The 15694-nt window shown below is 54.7% G+C and carries 19 protein-coding genes; 13 read left to right on the top strand and 6 right to left on the bottom strand.

What is annotated here, in order from left to right:
- Positions 1–9 precede the first annotated feature (9 nt).
- The 4 genes from rsmE to ruvX all read left to right on the top strand — a co-directional run bounded on the left by rsmE (position 10) and on the right by ruvX (position 2865).
- On the top strand, positions 10–741 hold the full coding sequence (gene rsmE / locus KO1_RS14005; protein WP_004105702.1) for a 16S rRNA (uracil(1498)-N(3))-methyltransferase: 732 nt from the start codon (positions 10–12) through the stop codon (positions 739–741).
- Between the two features lie 20 nt (positions 742–761).
- A complete protein-coding gene (gene gshB / locus KO1_RS14000) occupies positions 762–1709 on the top strand; it encodes a glutathione synthase (protein WP_004105704.1) in 948 nt (315 codons plus the stop codon).
- 176 nt (positions 1710–1885) lie between these two features.
- Complete coding sequence (locus KO1_RS13995) at positions 1886–2449, top strand: YqgE/AlgH family protein (protein WP_004105705.1); 564 nt, start codon at positions 1886–1888, stop codon at positions 2447–2449.
- The gene (gene ruvX / locus KO1_RS13990; protein WP_004105707.1) at positions 2449–2865 is read left to right on the top strand and encodes a Holliday junction resolvase RuvX; all 417 of its coding nucleotides are present in this window, start codon (positions 2449–2451) and stop codon (positions 2863–2865) included. Before KO1_RS13995 ends, ruvX begins: the two co-directional genes overlap by 1 nt.
- A 55-nt stretch (positions 2866–2920) precedes the next feature.
- Here ruvX and KO1_RS13985 read toward each other — a convergent pair whose 3' ends face one another.
- Positions 2921–3574: a LuxR C-terminal-related transcriptional regulator gene (locus KO1_RS13985; RefSeq protein ID WP_004105708.1), complete on the bottom strand. Its 654-nt coding sequence runs from the start codon at positions 3572–3574 to the stop codon at positions 2921–2923.
- Positions 3575–3922: 348 nt separating this feature from the next.
- A complete protein-coding gene (locus KO1_RS13980) occupies positions 3923–4903 on the bottom strand; it encodes a type IV pilus twitching motility protein PilT (RefSeq protein ID WP_032729242.1) in 981 nt (326 codons plus the stop codon).
- A 16-nt stretch (positions 4904–4919) separates the two neighbouring features.
- Here KO1_RS13980 and KO1_RS13975 point away from each other — a divergent pair, with 16 nt between their 5' ends.
- From KO1_RS13975 to KO1_RS13940, 8 genes are all read left to right on the top strand, one after another.
- A complete protein-coding gene (locus KO1_RS13975; protein ID WP_017145431.1) occupies positions 4920–5624 on the top strand; it encodes a YggS family pyridoxal phosphate-dependent enzyme in 705 nt (234 codons plus the stop codon).
- A 17-nt stretch (positions 5625–5641) separates the two neighbouring features.
- Positions 5642–6208: a YggT family protein gene (locus KO1_RS13970; protein ID WP_004105714.1), complete on the top strand. Its 567-nt coding sequence runs from the start codon at positions 5642–5644 to the stop codon at positions 6206–6208.
- Entirely contained in the window at positions 6205–6495 is a 291-nt protein-coding gene (gene yggU, locus KO1_RS13965) for a DUF167 family protein YggU (RefSeq protein ID WP_004105716.1), read from the top strand. The genes KO1_RS13970 and yggU overlap by 4 nt, the downstream gene beginning before the upstream one ends.
- 12 nt (positions 6496–6507) lie before the next feature.
- On the top strand, positions 6508–7101 hold the full coding sequence (locus KO1_RS13960) for an XTP/dITP diphosphatase (protein WP_049095271.1): 594 nt from the start codon (positions 6508–6510) through the stop codon (positions 7099–7101).
- Complete coding sequence (hemW, locus tag KO1_RS13955; RefSeq protein ID WP_004105720.1) at positions 7094–8230, top strand: radical SAM family heme chaperone HemW; 1137 nt, start codon at positions 7094–7096, stop codon at positions 8228–8230. The genes KO1_RS13960 and hemW overlap by 8 nt, the downstream gene beginning before the upstream one ends.
- A 304-nt stretch (positions 8231–8534) precedes the next feature.
- Positions 8535–9521 (top strand): TRAP transporter substrate-binding protein, encoded by a 987-nt coding sequence (locus tag KO1_RS13950; protein WP_004115390.1) that lies wholly within the window; start codon positions 8535–8537, stop codon positions 9519–9521.
- A 45-nt stretch (positions 9522–9566) separates the two neighbouring features.
- On the top strand, positions 9567–10070 hold the full coding sequence (locus tag KO1_RS13945) for a TRAP transporter small permease (RefSeq protein WP_064406947.1): 504 nt from the start codon (positions 9567–9569) through the stop codon (positions 10068–10070).
- Entirely contained in the window at positions 10070–11371 is a 1302-nt protein-coding gene (locus KO1_RS13940) for a TRAP transporter large permease (protein WP_004105725.1), read from the top strand. The genes KO1_RS13945 and KO1_RS13940 overlap by 1 nt, the downstream gene beginning before the upstream one ends.
- A 188-nt stretch (positions 11372–11559) precedes the next feature.
- Here KO1_RS13940 and KO1_RS13935 read toward each other — a convergent pair whose 3' ends face one another.
- The 4 genes from KO1_RS13935 to trmB form a co-directional block, all read right to left on the bottom strand.
- The gene (locus KO1_RS13935) at positions 11560–12567 is read right to left on the bottom strand and encodes a DUF1202 family protein (protein WP_064406946.1); all 1008 of its coding nucleotides are present in this window, start codon (positions 12565–12567) and stop codon (positions 11560–11562) included.
- Positions 12568–12677: 110 nt separating this feature from the next.
- Entirely contained in the window at positions 12678–13397 is a 720-nt protein-coding gene (locus KO1_RS13930) for a YggN family protein (RefSeq protein WP_017145429.1), read from the bottom strand.
- A 50-nt stretch (positions 13398–13447) separates the two neighbouring features.
- Complete coding sequence (locus tag KO1_RS13925) at positions 13448–13774, bottom strand: YggL family protein (RefSeq protein ID WP_004105731.1); 327 nt, start codon at positions 13772–13774, stop codon at positions 13448–13450.
- A complete protein-coding gene (gene trmB, locus KO1_RS13920) occupies positions 13774–14493 on the bottom strand; it encodes a tRNA (guanosine(46)-N7)-methyltransferase TrmB (RefSeq protein ID WP_004115399.1) in 720 nt (239 codons plus the stop codon). Before trmB ends, KO1_RS13925 begins: the two co-directional genes overlap by 1 nt.
- 136 nt (positions 14494–14629) lie before the next feature.
- Between trmB and mutY the strand changes: the two genes are divergently transcribed.
- Entirely contained in the window at positions 14630–15688 is a 1059-nt protein-coding gene (mutY, locus tag KO1_RS13915; RefSeq protein ID WP_064406945.1) for an A/G-specific adenine glycosylase, read from the top strand.
- Positions 15689–15694 lie beyond the last annotated feature (6 nt).

The raw sequence follows: 15694 nt of genomic DNA, 5'->3' as shown, positions 1-15694 counted from the left end.
ATATCAAGCATGCGCATCCCTCGCATCCATCACCCGGAACGCATCACTACGGGTAGCCAGATAGCCCTCTCCGACGACGCGGCCAACCATGTCGGTCGCGTTTTACGGATGGGTAAAGGCCAGGCAATCGAGCTTTTTGACGGCAGCAATCAGGTCTTCGAGGCGGTCATTGTCGAGGCAGGTAAGAAACATGTGCTGGTTGAAGTACAGAGCGGCAAAATCGATAACCGCGAATCCCCTCTGCATATCCATTTAGGCCAGGTGATGTCACGCGGCGAAAAAATGGAATTCACCATCCAGAAATCGATCGAACTTGGCGTAAGCCTCATAACGCCACTGTTTTCCGAACGCTGTGGCGTTAAACTGGACGCCGAACGTTTGCACAAGAAGATTCAGCAGTGGCAGAAAATCGCCATTGCCGCCTGCGAGCAAAGCGGCCGCAACGTGGTGCCGGAGATCCGCCCGGCAATGCAGCTCGAAGCCTGGTGCGCGGAGCAGGACGAGGGCCTGAAGCTCAATTTACACCCTCGCGCCAGCGCCAGCATCAATACGCTGCCGCTGCCGGTCGAACGCGTCCGACTGCTGATCGGTCCGGAAGGCGGGCTTTCGGCAGAAGAGATAGCGATGACCGCTCGCTACCAGTTTACTGATATCCTGTTGGGACCGCGCGTTCTGCGTACAGAGACAACTGCGCTCACTGCCATTACCGCCCTGCAGGTGCGTTTTGGCGACTTAGGTTGAAGCGTTAACGGAGAAGAACAATGATTAAGCTCGGCATCGTGATGGACCCCATCGCAACCATCAACATCAAGAAAGACACCAGCTTCGCTATGTTGCTGGAAGGGCAGCGTCGCGGCTATGAACTCCACTATATGGAGATGAACGATCTGTACTTAATCAACGGTGAAGCCCGCGCCCGTACGCGCAAGCTGAGCGTCGAGCAGAACTACGACAAATGGTACGAGTTCAACGGCGAGCAGGATCTGCCTCTGGCGGACCTGGACGTCATTCTGATGCGTAAAGATCCGCCGTTTGATACCGAGTTTATCTATGCGACCTACATCCTCGAACGCGCCGAAGAGAAAGGCACGCTTATCGTCAATAAGCCGCAGAGCCTGCGCGACTGTAACGAAAAGCTGTTTACCGCCTGGTTCTCCGAGCTGACGCCGGAAACGCTGGTCACTCGCAATAAAGCTCAGCTGAAAGCCTTCTGGGAAAAGCACGGCGATGTCATCCTCAAGCCGCTGGACGGCATGGGCGGTACCTCCATTTTCCGCGTGAAAGAGGGTGACCCTAACCTCGGCGTGATTACCGAGACCCTGACCGAGCTGGGCAGCCGCTACTGCATGGCGCAGAACTATCTACCGGCCATTAAAGACGGCGATAAGCGCGTGCTGGTCGTGGACGGCGAGCCGGTTCCTTACTGCCTGGCCCGTATTCCGCAGGGTGGCGAAACTCGCGGCAACCTCGCCGCCGGCGGCCGTGGCGAAGCGCGCCCCCTGACCGAAAGCGACTGGGCTATCGCCCGCCGCGTAGGCCCGACGCTGAAGGCCAAAGGCTTAATCTTCGTCGGCCTGGATATCATCGGCGATCGCCTGACGGAAATTAACGTCACCAGCCCAACCTGCGTACGTGAAATCGAAGCCGCCTTCCCGATTTCCATCACCGGGATGCTGATGGACGCCATCGAAAAGCGCCTCAATAAATAACGCGCTCATTCAGGCTATGGGCCAACGCCTGTAGCCTGAAGCTCGCTTCAGAGATTCACTTTCAGGCTCAGACAGGCAATGGCCGTGACGCCTGCAAGATAAAGTGAATCGACACTCTCTTGCTTTACCCGCATACTGGGTGCTGCTTTTTTGAACCAGGAACAGAACCTCTGACAATGAATTTACAGCATCACTTTCTGATTGCCATGCCTGCTCTCCAGGACCCGATGTTCCGTCGCTCCGTAGTCTATATCTGCGAGTATAACGATGACGGCGCCATGGGCATCATCATCAATAAGCCGATGGAAAATCTGCAGGTTGAAGGGATCCTGGAGAAGTTAAAAATCACGCCTGAGCCGCGCAATCCCGAGATCCGCCTGGATAAACCGGTGATGGTTGGCGGCCCGCTGGCCGAGGACCGGGGTTTTATACTGCACTCGCCGCCCTCTGACTTTTCTTCCAGCATTCGTATTTCCGATAATACGGTGATCACCACCTCCCGCGACGTGCTCGAAACGCTGGGCACGGATAAACAGCCGGACAACGTGCTGGTTGCGCTGGGCTATGCCTCCTGGGAGAAAGGTCAGTTAGAGCAAGAGATACTGGATAACGCCTGGCTCACCGCACCGGCGGATCGGAACATTTTGTTCAATACGCCAATAGCCGACCGCTGGCGCGAGGCTGCGAAGCTGATCGGCATCGATATCGTCACCATGCCGGCCGCAGCGGGGCATGCCTGATGAGCGGAACGTTTTTAGGCTTTGATTTTGGTACCAAAAGCATCGGCGTCGCCGTAGGGCAGCGCATCACCGGCACTGCCCGCCCCCTGCCCGCATTGAAGGCGCAGGACGGCAAACCTGACTGGAATATTATCGAGAAGCTGCTCAAAGAGTGGCAGCCCGAAAAGGTGGTTGTCGGCCTGCCGCTGAATATGGACGGTACGGAGCAACCTCTGACCGCGCGCGCGCGCAACTTCGCGAATAAAATCCATGGCCGTTTCGGCGTGCAGATAATCCTGCACGATGAGCGTCTGAGCACGGTGGAAGCCAGAGCCGGGTTATTTGAACACGGTGGATTCCGTGCGCTCAATAAAGGCAGCATTGATTCAGCGTCCGCTGTCATTATTCTGGAAAGCTACTTCGAGCAGGGCTTCTGATCCTGAATGCTGGCGCCACATCGCAGCGACAGGCGCCATCATCCTGATTCAGTTTTTAGTGACGCAGATGCTCATTCGCCCAGCTGACCGCCTGGGTTCGGTTCTTCACGCTTAGCTTACGGAACACGTTGTACAGATGGGTACGCACCGTGTTTTCGCTGATAAACAGCGCGCGAGCAATATCCATATTGGTCGCCCCGCAGCGAAGTTCATTAAGGATTTCACATTCGCGCTCGGTCAGCGGCGAACTTTCCACAGGCGCCGATTGATGATCCGCTGCGTACATAGCCGGGTGCATTACGCTCAATTCAGCCGTCTGTTCGCCGTTAAGCACAGCTTTAACGCCCTCAATTAAGCGCAATTCATCATCGTCGTGACGGAAAACGCCATAAAGCGCTGGCCACTGTGCCATTTCGTAGAGCTCATACTTTTGTGCGCTGTTGATAATCAATAAACGGGGGTTATCTACCTGCAGGCGAATAATATCACGCCACACGCTATTCAACTTTTTATTTGAAACCGCAATATCAAATAATATTACAGAATCTTTCACAAGTCGTTGCGCGAGGGGTTTGTTAATATTTTGCAGGATCACTGTAGCAGATAACCTGTCAGCCAGCCAGGTTGCAAATGCCTTGCTTTGAATTGAGGGGTGAGTAATAAAGGTAACCTGATGAGAAAGAACTGAATCCTCAGAAAAATTAATCACTTAAAACTCTCCTTAGTTGATACCCGCCTTCATAGCGGTTAAATGAATTAACAAGAATACCATCGCCGGTGTATTTATAAATAAAAACCAAATTTACACTTTGAAACAATATTCCATGGGAATTTTCCTATCCCTGTAAACAGCATAAATCGAATACCTTGAGAGAGTCAAAAGATTATCAAACTTTTTTCCTGGTTATGGGAGGTTTATGTCAATTCGTTTTTCATAGCCTACATTATTCGGCTTAATTCCATATGGTTCTTTGTAATATAAAATAATAATACCGAACATTAATAAAACATTATCATAACAAGCCATTGGTAAGATGTCTGAATATAAAAAATGCAGCTATAAAAGACCCGCTGCCGTACGTTGCTGAAAGCTTTGCGTAAATGTTTGCATGCCAGATTGCTGCCCGGTTTGCATCACGCCGGGCAGCTGATGCGTTTTTCCCTCCCGGATCAAATTCGCCACTGCTGGGGTATTAACTAAAAGCTCGTATAGCGCAACTCTGCCGCCTGCAGCATCCGGAAACAATTTTTGTGCCAGTACCGCGCACAAATTTCCCGCCAGCTGGCTGCGAACCTGCTCTTTCTCCTGGGCGGGAAAAACATCCACCAGCCTTTCAACCGCCTGCGCCGCGCCGCGCGTATGCAGCGTCGCCATAACCAGATGTCCGGTCTCCGCCGCCGTAAGTGCCAGGCGGATAGTTTCGCTATCGCGCAGTTCCCCTAACAGAATGACGTCCGGATCCTGGCGCAGCGCAGCGCGTAACGCCGCGGCAAAGGAGGGGCAGTGGCGGCCGATTTCCCGCTGCTGGATCAGGCAACGCTCGCTGTGGTGAATAAATTCGACCGGATCTTCCAGCGTCAGGATATGACCATTGAGGCGCTGATTAAGATAGCCCACCATCGCCGCCAGGGTAGTTGATTTCCCGCTGCCGGTGGCGCCCGTGACGAGGATAAGCCCGCTCTCCTCATTGAGCAGCTCGCTTAAGGCGGCTGGTACACCGAGCGCCTCCAGCTGCGGGCAGGTTTCCGCCAGCAGACGCAGCGCCAGCGACAGGCCGCGGCTGTGGGCAAATGCGCTGGCGCGAAGGCGTGGCCCGCCAGCCGGCGCTAAAGCGAAATCGACCTGCCCGCTGGCCTGCCATTGCGCGAGCTGCTCGGCGTTGAGCCAGTCATGGAGTATTTTGCTGATATCAGGGGAGGTAAAAGGCGCAGGCTCCAGCTTTCCCTGGCGACGCCAGCGCGGCGCTGAAGCATTGCACAGGTGTAGATCGGAGACGTTATGCTTTACACTAAGGGCCACTATTTCTTCCAGTTCCATAACTCATCCTCGGTATATGAACGATATTGCGCATAACCTGGCACAGGTCCGGGACAAAATCTCAGCCGCTGCCGCACGCTGCGGCCGTGCTCCAGAAGAAGTTACGCTGCTAGCAGTCAGTAAAACGAAACCTGCGAGCGCTATCGAAGAAGCGATGGCCGCAGGCCAGGTCGCGTTTGGCGAAAACTATGTTCAGGAAGGGGTGGAGAAAATCCGCTACTTTCAGGAGACCGGGGCAAGCGGGCTGCAGTGGCACTTTATTGGTCCGCTGCAGTCCAACAAAAGCCGCCTCGTGGCCGAACATTTTGACTGGTGTCATACCGTCGATCGACTCAAAATCGCCGCTCGCCTCAGTGAACAGCGCCCTGCCGACATGCCGCCGCTCAACGTGCTGATTCAAATCAACATTAGCGATGAGCAGAGCAAGTCGGGTATTCCGCCTGCAGAGCTGGACGCGCTGGCGGCAGAGATCGCTAAATTGCCGAATCTGCAGCTGCGCGGTTTAATGGCCATCCCCGCGCCTGAGTCAGAATATGTAAGGCAGTTTGCCGTCGCCCAACAAATGGCGGTAGCATTTGCGCGGCTAAAAACGCACTACCCTACCGTCGATACGTTGTCGCTGGGAATGTCGGATGATATGGAAGCCGCCATCGAGGCGGGAAGCACTATGGTGCGCATCGGAACCGCAATTTTCGGCGCGCGCGACTACAGCAAAAAATAAGGAATCTGAGGAACGCCATGAAGACGTTGACTTTCCTGCTCTCAACGGTCATTGAGCTTTATACAATGGTCGTGTTGTTACGCGTCTGGATGCAGTGGGCGCGCTGCGACTTTTATAACCCGTTTTCGCAGTTCGTGGTCAAGGCTACGCAGCCTGTCGTTGGGCCGCTGCGCCGCATTATCCCGGCGATGGGGCCGCTCGACAGCGCCTCCCTGCTGGTCGCCTTTATTCTCTGCGTCGTGAAAGCTATCGTCCTGTTTATGGTCGTCACCTTCCAGCCGATTATCTGGATCTCCGCGCTGCTGATCCTTATCAAAACCGTCGGCTCGCTGATCTTCTGGGTTCTTCTGTTAATGGCGATCATGAGCTGGGTAAGCCAGGGCCGTAGCCCGGTGGAATATGTTCTGATGCAGCTGGCAGACCCGCTGCTGCGCCCTATCCGCAGGCTGCTGCCCTCAATGGGCGGAATTGATTTCTCGCCGATGGTGCTGGTTCTGCTGCTGTACGTGATCAATATGGGTATCGCCGAACTGTTGCAGGCTACCGGTAACGTTCTGCTTCCGGGGCTGTGGATGGCGCTATGAGTGCTGTCCAGGCCTGCGCTGACGGTCTGGTCTTAAGGCTGTATATTCAGCCTAAGGCCAGCCGCGACAGCATCGTTGGTTTACATGGCGACGAGCTCAAAGTCGCCATTACCGCGCCACCCGTTGACGGCCAGGCCAACGCCCATCTGGTAAAATTTCTCGCCAAACAGTTTCGCGTAGCAAAAAGCCAGGTGCTTATTGAGAAGGGCGAACTGGGTCGCCACAAACAGATAAAAATCATTCATCCGCAGCAGATCCCCGACGGGGTCGCTGCGCTGACAGAATAGACAGGATCTCTTATGCAAAAAGTTGTTCTCGCCACCGGCAATCCCGGTAAAGTGCGCGAGCTGGCCTCGCTGCTGGCAGATTTTGGCCTCGATATCGTGGCGCAAACCGAACTGGGCGTGGATTCCGCAGAGGAAACCGGCCTCACGTTTATCGAAAACGCCATTCTTAAAGCGCGCCACGCCGCGCAGATTACCGGCCTTCCGGCTATCGCCGATGACTCAGGTCTGGCCGTCGATGCGTTAGGCGGCGCGCCTGGCATCTATTCTGCCCGCTATTCCGGTGAAGATGCGACCGACCAGCGCAATCTGGAAAAACTGCTCGACGCGCTACGCGACGTGCCGGACGATAAGCGCCAGGCGCAGTTCCACTGCGTGCTGGTCTATCTGCGCCATGCGGAAGATCCCACGCCGCTGGTGTGCCACGGCAGTTGGCCAGGCATCATCGCTCGCCAGGCCGCCGGCAGCGGCGGCTTTGGTTACGATCCGATTTTCTTTGTTCCGACGGAAGGTAAAACCGCAGCGGAGCTGAGCCGTGAAGAGAAGAGCGTCATTTCCCACCGCGGACGAGCGCTGAAACTGTTACTGGAAGCCTTACGTAATGGCTAATTTGCCGCCCCTGAGCCTCTACATTCACATCCCGTGGTGCGTGCAGAAATGCCCGTACTGCGATTTCAACTCGCATGCGTTGAAGGGCGAAGTGCCGCATGATGACTATGTCCAGCATCTGCTGAACGATCTGCGCGCCGACGCCCACTATGCGCAGGGACGTGAAATCGGGACGATTTTTATTGGCGGCGGTACGCCGAGCCTGCTCTCCGGCCCGGCGATGCAAACCCTACTCGATGGCGTACGCGCGGCTCTTCCGCTGGCGGCCGGAGCCGAAATCACGATGGAAGCCAACCCCGGCACCGTGGAAGCGGATCGCTTCGTGGAGTATCAGCGCGCCGGCATTAATCGCATCTCCATCGGCGTACAGAGCTTTAGCGAGCAAAAGCTGCAGCGTCTGGGGCGCATTCATGGGCCACAGGAAGCCAAACGCGCGGCAAACCTGGCAAGCGGTCTGGGACTGCGCAGCTTTAACCTCGATTTAATGCATGGTCTGCCGGACCAGTCTCTGGAAGAGGCGCTGGACGACCTGCGCCAGGCGATTGCGCTCAATCCGCCGCATCTCTCCTGGTATCAGTTGACCATTGAACCAAATACCCTGTTTGGTTCGCGACCGCCGGTCCTGCCTGACGACGATGCGCTGTGGGATATTTATGAGCAGGGGCATAGCCTGCTTAGCGCCGCGGGCTACCGGCAATATGAAACTTCCGCCTATGCAAAACCGGGATATCAGTGCCAGCATAATCTGAACTACTGGCGCTTTGGCGACTACCTGGGCATTGGCTGCGGCGCGCACGGTAAAGTGACGTTTGCGGACGGACGCATTCTGCGGACGGCGAAAACCCGCCACCCGCGCGGCTATATGGAAGGCCGTTACCTGGAGCGCCAGCATGATGTTGAGAACGCAGATAAACCGTTTGAGTTCTTTATGAACCGTTTCCGCCTGCTCGAAGCGGCGCCACGGGATGAATTCAGCCGCTTTACCGGCCTCGACGAGCGGACGATCCGCCCGCAAATCGATGCCGCTATTGCCCAGGGCTATCTGACGGAAGATGAAGGCTGCTGGCAGATTACCGAGCACGGCAAGCTATTTTTGAACTCCCTTCTCGAATTATTCCTCAGCGAATAAACCTCTCCCTGATTATCCCGTTATATAAATAGCGGGATAATTAATTGTTCGTTTTTCCCGAAATATTAATATCGTAATTCCCGAAGAATCTCAGTTCAGCATTCTTAATAAAAATTAATTCACATTCATTTATAGAAAATAAATATAACCTAACGCACAAAAATACGCATTTCATCGTCTCATTGGGAAAAAGTGTGAGTCAGACAGCTTAAAGGTGTACGACAACCAGGATAATATGTCATACAGAAACAAAGAATGACTCTTTAGATATTGACCAATTAACCTAAGTGCATGGAGCCGACTCATGAAAAAACTCTCGTTTTCTCGTTCTCTGGTGTGTGTTTCTTTGCTTGCCCTGCTCTCAGCGGGGGCCAGCGCAGCTGAAAAAGTTACGTTAAAACTGGCACATAACCTTGAACGCAGCCACGTTGTTCATCAGGCGTTTGAGCAGATGGCGAAAGAGGTTAACCAACTTTCCAACGGCAATATGAAAATTCGCATTTATCCGAGTAGCCAGATGGGCAGCGCGCGTGAAACGATGGAGTTATTACAAAACGGCGCACTGGATATGACGAAAGGTTCCGCCAGCGACCTGGAGTCATTTGATAACGTCTACGCGATATATAATTTACCGTTCCTGTTCAAGGATCAGAATCACTTCAATAAAGTCGTCTTCGGTGAAGTGGGTAAAGAAATAATGGAGTCCACGAAAGATAAAGGATTCTTTGCCCTTTCCGCTTATGTTGCCGGGACCCGAAGTTTTTATGCTAAAAAACCCATTACTAAACCGGAAGATTTAAAAGGGCTGAAAATCCGCGTCCAGGCCAGTCCGACAACGTTGAAAATGATCGAATTAATGGGCGGTTCGCCAACGCCAATTTCGTTTGGTGAAGTCTATACCGCGATGCAGCAGGGCGTAGTGGACGGCGCGGAAAATAACGTACCTTCCTGGGTGCAAACGCGCCATATCGAAATCGCTAAGGTTTTCTCAGAAGATGAACATGCCTCCATCCCGGATTTCCTCGTTATCTCCAGCAAAACCTGGGACAAGCTGACGCCGGAGCAGCAACAAATCCTGAACGAGGCGGCGAAAGCCTCAGAGGCCTATCAGCAAAAACTGTGGGACAAAATTGACGCCGACACCCGCGCGCAGGCCAAAGCCATGGGCGGCGAAATTATCAAAGTTGATAAAGCACCGTTCCGCGCCGCCGTTCAACCGCTCTTTGATGACTTCAAAAAAGATCCGAAGCAGGCGGCTCTGCTGGCCAAATTTGAAGCTGCTGCTGAATAACACTTAGCGGGCCAGCCGCTGGCCCCTTTCACCGGGAACTCAAAGATGATACTTAACCGCATAAAGCTGGCGGTGGACCGCACGATCGCCGCATTCTCCGTCGCCGTTATGATTGCGCTGGTGATCTGCGTCGTCTGGCAGGTATTTAGCCGCTACGTGCTAAACCAGCCAAGCACCCTGACCGACGAACTGGCGCGCTTTTTAATGATTTGGGTCGGGCTGCTGGGTGCGGCATATACCGTCGGCGCCCAGCGTCATCTGGCTATCGATTTACTGGCGATGACGCTCCCTCCTCGCAGGCAGGCGCTTCTCAGCGTCATCATTAATCTGCTGATCTTTATTTTTGCTGGTTCAGTAATTGTGACCGGCGGCGTGAAGCTGATTGAGAAAACGCTATCGACGTCCCAGGTCTCAGCGGCGATGCAAATCCCCATGGGCTACGTGTATCTGATCCTGCCGCTAACCGGGATCATTATGATGTTCTACGCGTTGTGTTTTATCAGCACCGGACTGAAAAACATGAAGCACTCTGCAGCGGGGGCAAATTGATGGACAGCTATATCGCACTGATGCTATTTGGCTCTTTCTTTATTCTGGTTTTTATTGGCGTACCTATCTCCTTCTCCATTGGCATCGCTACCGTCGGTTCGATGCTGCTGATGTTCCCCTGGGATATCGCAGTGATTACCGTTTCTCAGCGCCTGGCAAACGGCCTCGATAACTTCGCGCTGCTGGCGATTCCATTCTTTATCTTTGCCGGAACCCTGATGAACAGCGGCGGGATTGCCATACGTTTAATCAATCTGGCCCAGGTGATGGTCGGACGCGTGCCGGGCTCTCTGGGCCACGTCAACGTGCTGGCCAATATGATGTTCGGCTCGATTTCAGGCTCAGCGGTCGCCGCCGCCGCCGCGGTCGGCGGCACGCTCAACCCCATACAGACGCAGAAAGGCTACGATCCGGCCTTCTCTACGGCGGTGAACGTCTCATCCTGCATCACGGGTCTGCTTATTCCGCCGTCAAACGTACTGATCGTCTTTTCCCTGACCGCAGGCGGCGTCTCGGTGGCCTCGCTGTTTATGGCCGGCTATTTGCCGGGCATCCTGATGGGCCTGGCTATTATGGTGGTCTGTGCCGTCATTGCTAAACGTCGCGGCTATCCGGTTTCCGAGCGTCCGACCTGCGCCCAGGCGGCAAAAGCGTTTTTCGATGCTCTGCCCAGCCTGCTGCTGGTCATCATTGTGATGGGCGGGATCCTTGGCGGCATTTTTACCGCGACGGAAGCCTCTGCCATCGCCGTGGTCTACACCTTTATCCTGTCGGTACTGATATATCGGGAAGTGAAGTGGCGCGATCTGCCGAAGCTGATACTGGAATCGGTAGTCATGACCTCTATTGTGCTGCTGCTGATTGGCTTTTCCGTGGGCATGTCGTGGGCGATGACCAACGCCGACATTCCCTACATGATAAGCGACGCGCTAATGGGCGTTTCTGAAAACCCGGTGGTGATTCTGCTGCTGATAAATATCGTGCTGTTAATCGTCGGGATCTTTATGGATATGACCCCAGCGGTGCTGATTTTCACTCCAATATTCCTGCCAATCGCGCAGGACCTGGGGATGGATCCGGTGCACTTCGGTATTATGATGGTCGCCAATCTGTGTATCGGGCTGCTCACCCCACCGGTTGGCAGCGCGCTGTTCGTTGGCTGTTCTATTTCTGGCGTCAAAATTCAGCAGTTGATCAAACCGCTGCTGCCGTTCTACGCTGCCCTGCTGATCGCGCTGATGATGATTGTCTATATCCCGCAGATTTCGCTGTTTATTCCGCAGCTGCTAGGGCTGATGTAGCGTTATTGCCCTGGAAAGGAGGGGACGCATTCCTGAGGAAGAATGGGCGTTAGACCTTGAGCTAACGCTTCTGCCGGGCGGCGGCTAGCGCCGTGCCCGGCCGACAAAAGCTTCAATAGCAAAATATTCTGTCATCCGACAAGCTCATACGCGCCAGGCGCAGCCTGGCCATTCCGAACCTGACCCGGCTACTTTAGAACCCCGTTGCGGCGCATCTTCTCCAGCCCCTCCTGCCAGTATTTTTCGTCGCGAGCCAACTCCCGGTAGCGGATCTCCAGCGCCATCAGCTGCGCGTTCAGTTCGCCTTTTTGCTTCTGCAGCGGCGCTATCTTTTTATCGCGCGCGGCCATCTCCGCTTTGATATTTTCACTCATCTCTTTATGCTGGCGATAGTAGTTACGCTTCTGCTCATTCAGCACGGCATCGCGCTCGGCGCGCAGCGGCGCAGCATCGCAAACCGCTTTTTTCTGACAGGCGGCCAGTGCGGGTTCATAGAGAGTTTTGTAGTAATGATTCTCGAACTTCAGCGGATCGTTTTGCCGGTCTACTTCATACATTTTTTCCAGCATCGCCTGCTGCACGTCGCTGCGATCGAGCGGCTTGCCGTTCGCATCCGTACCCCATGAACGGTTAATCTGCTTCTCTAACGCGGCGATCTCGGTTTTCAGCGCATCCTGTTGCCCTTGCAGCGTCTTCATCGTGGCTTTGCTGGCGGCAAAGCTGGCGTCAATTTTGGCAAATTGCGCCATAAATTTGTGGTCATTGACGATCAGGGTTTTACTTTCATCCCCTCCGATTTCCTTAAAGGTTCTCCCGCCCCTCTTCGCCGCCATCTGCAGAGAAAAGAATTCGGTCTGCCAGCCGGAGTCTTTGGTCCCTACCGCGGTCATCATGGCGGAGAACTTTACCGGCCGCCCCCTGGTCCAGACTCGCTCATAAAAAAAGTAATCTCCCGCGACGCCGACGCGAATATAGAGATCTTCCGCGGCGGCCATATCGCCTTCCAGCATATAGGTCGCCTGATTTCCCCTGGCGTCTAGCTGCTTCAGCGTCACGTTTTGCAAGCGCATAATCCCGCCAGTCTGTTCAGCAAACTGCTGTTTTACCACGTCGTCTGTTGGCGTGTTGGCATCCGCCAGCACGTGACAAGGGGAAGCGATCATCAGGACGGTGAGCGTTTTCCATGCATATTTCATCAGCAAATTCCTTTTATGAATACAGCAGGCATCATAAGGAGTTCGCCACCGCAGGCAGGATAAATGAAATCTGATTTTGCTACCTGCGGACGCAGGTAGCGGAATAAAGCTTACTTTAAGGACCCCACCAGCGCTTTGCGGCTATCCTCAAGGGAAACCACGCGGCTGCAGACATCCTTACCAAACTGCTGGAAATCGGCTTCCTGATTTTTCCATTCATCCTGAATGGCGGTTTGCAGGCCGCCAAGGCTGCCGAGGATCCCCTGCAGCGGGTTACCGCCGCCTTTGAGAACCGCCTTCGCGCCCATCTCGTTGATGCTGTCCTGCAGGATGCCGCCCATCGCCTGGTTTACCAGCTGCTGGCCGTCGGCGCGCACCTGATCGATAGCTTTATAGTGGAACGTCAGGCCATCGTTACGATGTTCAATTATGCGGCTCATTTGCGCTTTCAGCTGCGCATCAAGCTTGGTCAGGCGGCTATGCATGCTGCTGCTGGCCCCTACCTGTTCGGTAATAATTTTATCCAGCGCGGCGCGGCCTTTTTCTACCCGCGAGCGTGCGCCTTCATCAATCCACGGCAGGCTGCTGCGCAGGCTGGCCTGATAGTCCTGAGCCTGTTCGCGCTGAGCGGCGTTCAGAGAATACGCTTTCCCGTTAAAGCTCAGGCTGCCGTCCGGCTTAATCACCAGATCGCCATTTTCGCCTTTCACCTGCACCTGCTGCGGGCTGAGGATGACATCGTCACGCGGCGTGACGCTACACTGGTAGTCCGCATGCGCGGACAAAGCGGTGACGGAAAGCGCCACAGCTAACAGCGTTTTGCGCATCATTTAACTCCCTTCAGACAAAACGGGCCGGCAGTTGCCGACCCTTGTCAAACTTAGTCCCACCAGATATCAAAAAGTTCGCTGGTGCGTACATCGGCCAGCCCGCGGTCTTCCAGCCATTTACGCACAATGGCCTGGTGCTCCTCGGTGCATTTACCGATTTCCTGCAGGCAGATCAGGCCTTCCCAGGAGAGATAGCCGCTGCCGTCAAAGGCCAGCTTATTAGGCTCAATCACCTCATCAATCAGATCGTTAACGGTCTGGTCGATCTGCTCTTCGCTGGTTCCTTCCGCGAAACGCCACGCGACGGAAAAACCCACTTCCTGAAATTCGTCGATATGCATTTTTTTACGCAGACGACGGCTACGATTCGTTGCCATTATTTCACCCTCTCGAACATTAAGTCCCATACGCCGTGGCCAAGACGATGGCCACGCTGTTCAAATTTGGTTACCGGGCGCGATTCCGGGCGCGGCACATAGTCGTTGCTTTCTGACCGGTTGCGATATCCTTCAAGCGAGGACATCACTTCCAGCATATGCTCGGCATAGGGCTCCCAGTCGGTCGCCATATGGAAAACGCCGCCCAGCTTCAGTTTACTTTTCACCAGTTCGGCAAAAGGCGGCTGAACGATCCGGCGCTTATTATGACGCGCTTTGTGCCACGGGTCAGGGAAAAATAGCTGCACCATGCTCAGGGAGTTATCGGGGATCATCGCGTGCAGCACTTCTACCGCATCGTGGCACATAACGCGCAGATTTTGCACGCCCTCTTCTTCAGCAGACGCCAGACAGGCGCCGACGCCAGGAGAGTGCACTTCAATGCCGAGGAAATTCTGCTGCGGCTTCTCTTTCGCCATCGCCACCAGCGAAGCGCCCATACCAAAACCAATCTCCAGCGTGATGGGCGCTTCACGGCCAAACAGCGCGGCAAAATCGAGCGGCGCATCGTTAAATTCAACGCCCATCACCGGCCAAATGGTGTCCAGCGCGTGCTGCTGACCTTTAGTCAGGCGGCCCTGACGACGGACGAAGCTGCGAATACGGCGCAGCGGACGGCCGTTTTCATCGAATTCCGGAGATATGACGTCGTTTTTCATAAAAGTTAAGTCTGCTTGTGAGAGTGTTCGGAAAACGGGCATTATCCAAAGTTACCCGGCGGATGCAAGGGTTTACAGCCTCTCGCCCTTGTGCTGCAATCTGCCACCTTATAATCGCTATCCCGGAGCCGTAGCTTTGACTTTTCTCGCCGCGCAATTTTCAGCCCAGGTACTGGACTGGTACGACAAATACGGACGTAAAACCCTGCCCTGGCAAATCGGCAAGACGCCCTACAAAGTATGGCTCTCCGAGGTGATGTTGCAACAAACGCAGGTGGCGACGGTTATCCCCTATTTTGAGCGCTTTATGGCGCGTTTCCCAACAATTACCGATCTGGCCAATGCGCCACTCGATGAAGTCCTCCATCTGTGGACCGGGCTGGGCTATTACGCCCGCGCGCGCAATCTGCATAAAGCGGCGCAGCAGGTGGCCACCCTGCACGGCGGAAACTTCCCGCTAACTTTTGATGAAGTCGCCGCGCTGCCGGGCGTGGGTCGTTCCACCGCTGGGGCGATTTTATCCCTTTCTCTCGGTCAGCATTATCCGATTCTCGACGGCAACGTGAAGCGCGTGCTCGCGCGCTGCTATGCTGTCAGCGGTTGGCCGGGGAAAAAAGAGGTTGAGAAACGCCTGTGGGATATTAGTGAGGACGTGACGCCAGCGAAAGGGGTTGAGCGTTTTAACCAGGCCATGATGGACCTCGGGGCGATGGTGTGTACCCGCTCTAAGCCCAAATGCGAGCTCTGTCCGCTGAATAACGGCTGCGTGGCCTACGCCAGTCATTCATGGGCTCAATATCCAGGCAAAAAACCGAAACAGACGATCCCGGAACGTACCGGCTATTTCCTGCTGATGCAGCACGGCGATGAGGTATTTCTCTGCCAGCGCCCGCCGGTGGGTTTATGGGGCGGATTGTTCTGCTTCCCGCAGTTTGAAGATGAAGATGCGCTGCGGCAGTGGCTGGCGCAGCGCCAGATTAAGGCCGATAATCTGACGCAATTAACCGCGTTTCGCCACACTTTCAGCCATTTCCATCTGGATATTGTGCCGATGTGGCTTACAGTGCACTCATCCGGCGCATGCATGGATGAAGGGGGCGCACTCTGGTATAACTTAGCGCAGCCGCCGTCCGTCGGTCTGGCGGCCCCCGTGGAGCGCTTGTTGCAACAGTTAAAAGCCGGAGCACCGGTTTAGCTTTCT

It is taken from the genome of Klebsiella oxytoca NBRC 105695 (genome assembly GCF_001598695.1).
Taxonomy (GTDB): Bacteria; Pseudomonadota; Gammaproteobacteria; order Enterobacterales; family Enterobacteriaceae; genus Klebsiella; species Klebsiella oxytoca.
This window is presented reverse-complemented; position numbering and strand designations above follow the sequence as displayed.

Coding starts and splice junctions, on each gene's coding strand:
- rsmE (WP_004105702.1), top strand. CDS start 10: ATGCGCATCCCTCGCATCCATCACCCGGAACGCATCACTACGGGTAGC.
- gshB (WP_004105704.1), top strand. CDS start 762: ATGATTAAGCTCGGCATCGTGATGGACCCCATCGCAACCATCAACATC.
- KO1_RS13995 (WP_004105705.1), top strand. CDS start 1,886: ATGAATTTACAGCATCACTTTCTGATTGCCATGCCTGCTCTCCAGGAC.
- ruvX (WP_004105707.1), top strand. CDS start 2,449: ATGAGCGGAACGTTTTTAGGCTTTGATTTTGGTACCAAAAGCATCGGC.
- KO1_RS13980 (WP_032729242.1), bottom strand. CDS start 4,903: ATGGAACTGGAAGAAATAGTGGCCCTTAGTGTAAAGCATAACGTCTCC.
- KO1_RS13975 (WP_017145431.1), top strand. CDS start 4,920: ATGAACGATATTGCGCATAACCTGGCACAGGTCCGGGACAAAATCTCA.
- KO1_RS13970 (WP_004105714.1), top strand. CDS start 5,642: ATGAAGACGTTGACTTTCCTGCTCTCAACGGTCATTGAGCTTTATACA.
- yggU (WP_004105716.1), top strand. CDS start 6,205: ATGAGTGCTGTCCAGGCCTGCGCTGACGGTCTGGTCTTAAGGCTGTAT.
- KO1_RS13960 (WP_049095271.1), top strand. CDS start 6,508: ATGCAAAAAGTTGTTCTCGCCACCGGCAATCCCGGTAAAGTGCGCGAG.
- hemW (WP_004105720.1), top strand. CDS start 7,094: ATGGCTAATTTGCCGCCCCTGAGCCTCTACATTCACATCCCGTGGTGC.
- KO1_RS13950 (WP_004115390.1), top strand. CDS start 8,535: ATGAAAAAACTCTCGTTTTCTCGTTCTCTGGTGTGTGTTTCTTTGCTT.
- KO1_RS13945 (WP_064406947.1), top strand. CDS start 9,567: ATGATACTTAACCGCATAAAGCTGGCGGTGGACCGCACGATCGCCGCA.
- KO1_RS13940 (WP_004105725.1), top strand. CDS start 10,070: ATGGACAGCTATATCGCACTGATGCTATTTGGCTCTTTCTTTATTCTG.
- KO1_RS13935 (WP_064406946.1), bottom strand. CDS start 12,567: ATGAAATATGCATGGAAAACGCTCACCGTCCTGATGATCGCTTCCCCT.
- KO1_RS13930 (WP_017145429.1), bottom strand. CDS start 13,397: ATGATGCGCAAAACGCTGTTAGCTGTGGCGCTTTCCGTCACCGCTTTG.
- KO1_RS13925 (WP_004105731.1), bottom strand. CDS start 13,774: ATGGCAACGAATCGTAGCCGTCGTCTGCGTAAAAAAATGCATATCGAC.
- trmB (WP_004115399.1), bottom strand. CDS start 14,493: ATGAAAAACGACGTCATATCTCCGGAATTCGATGAAAACGGCCGTCCG.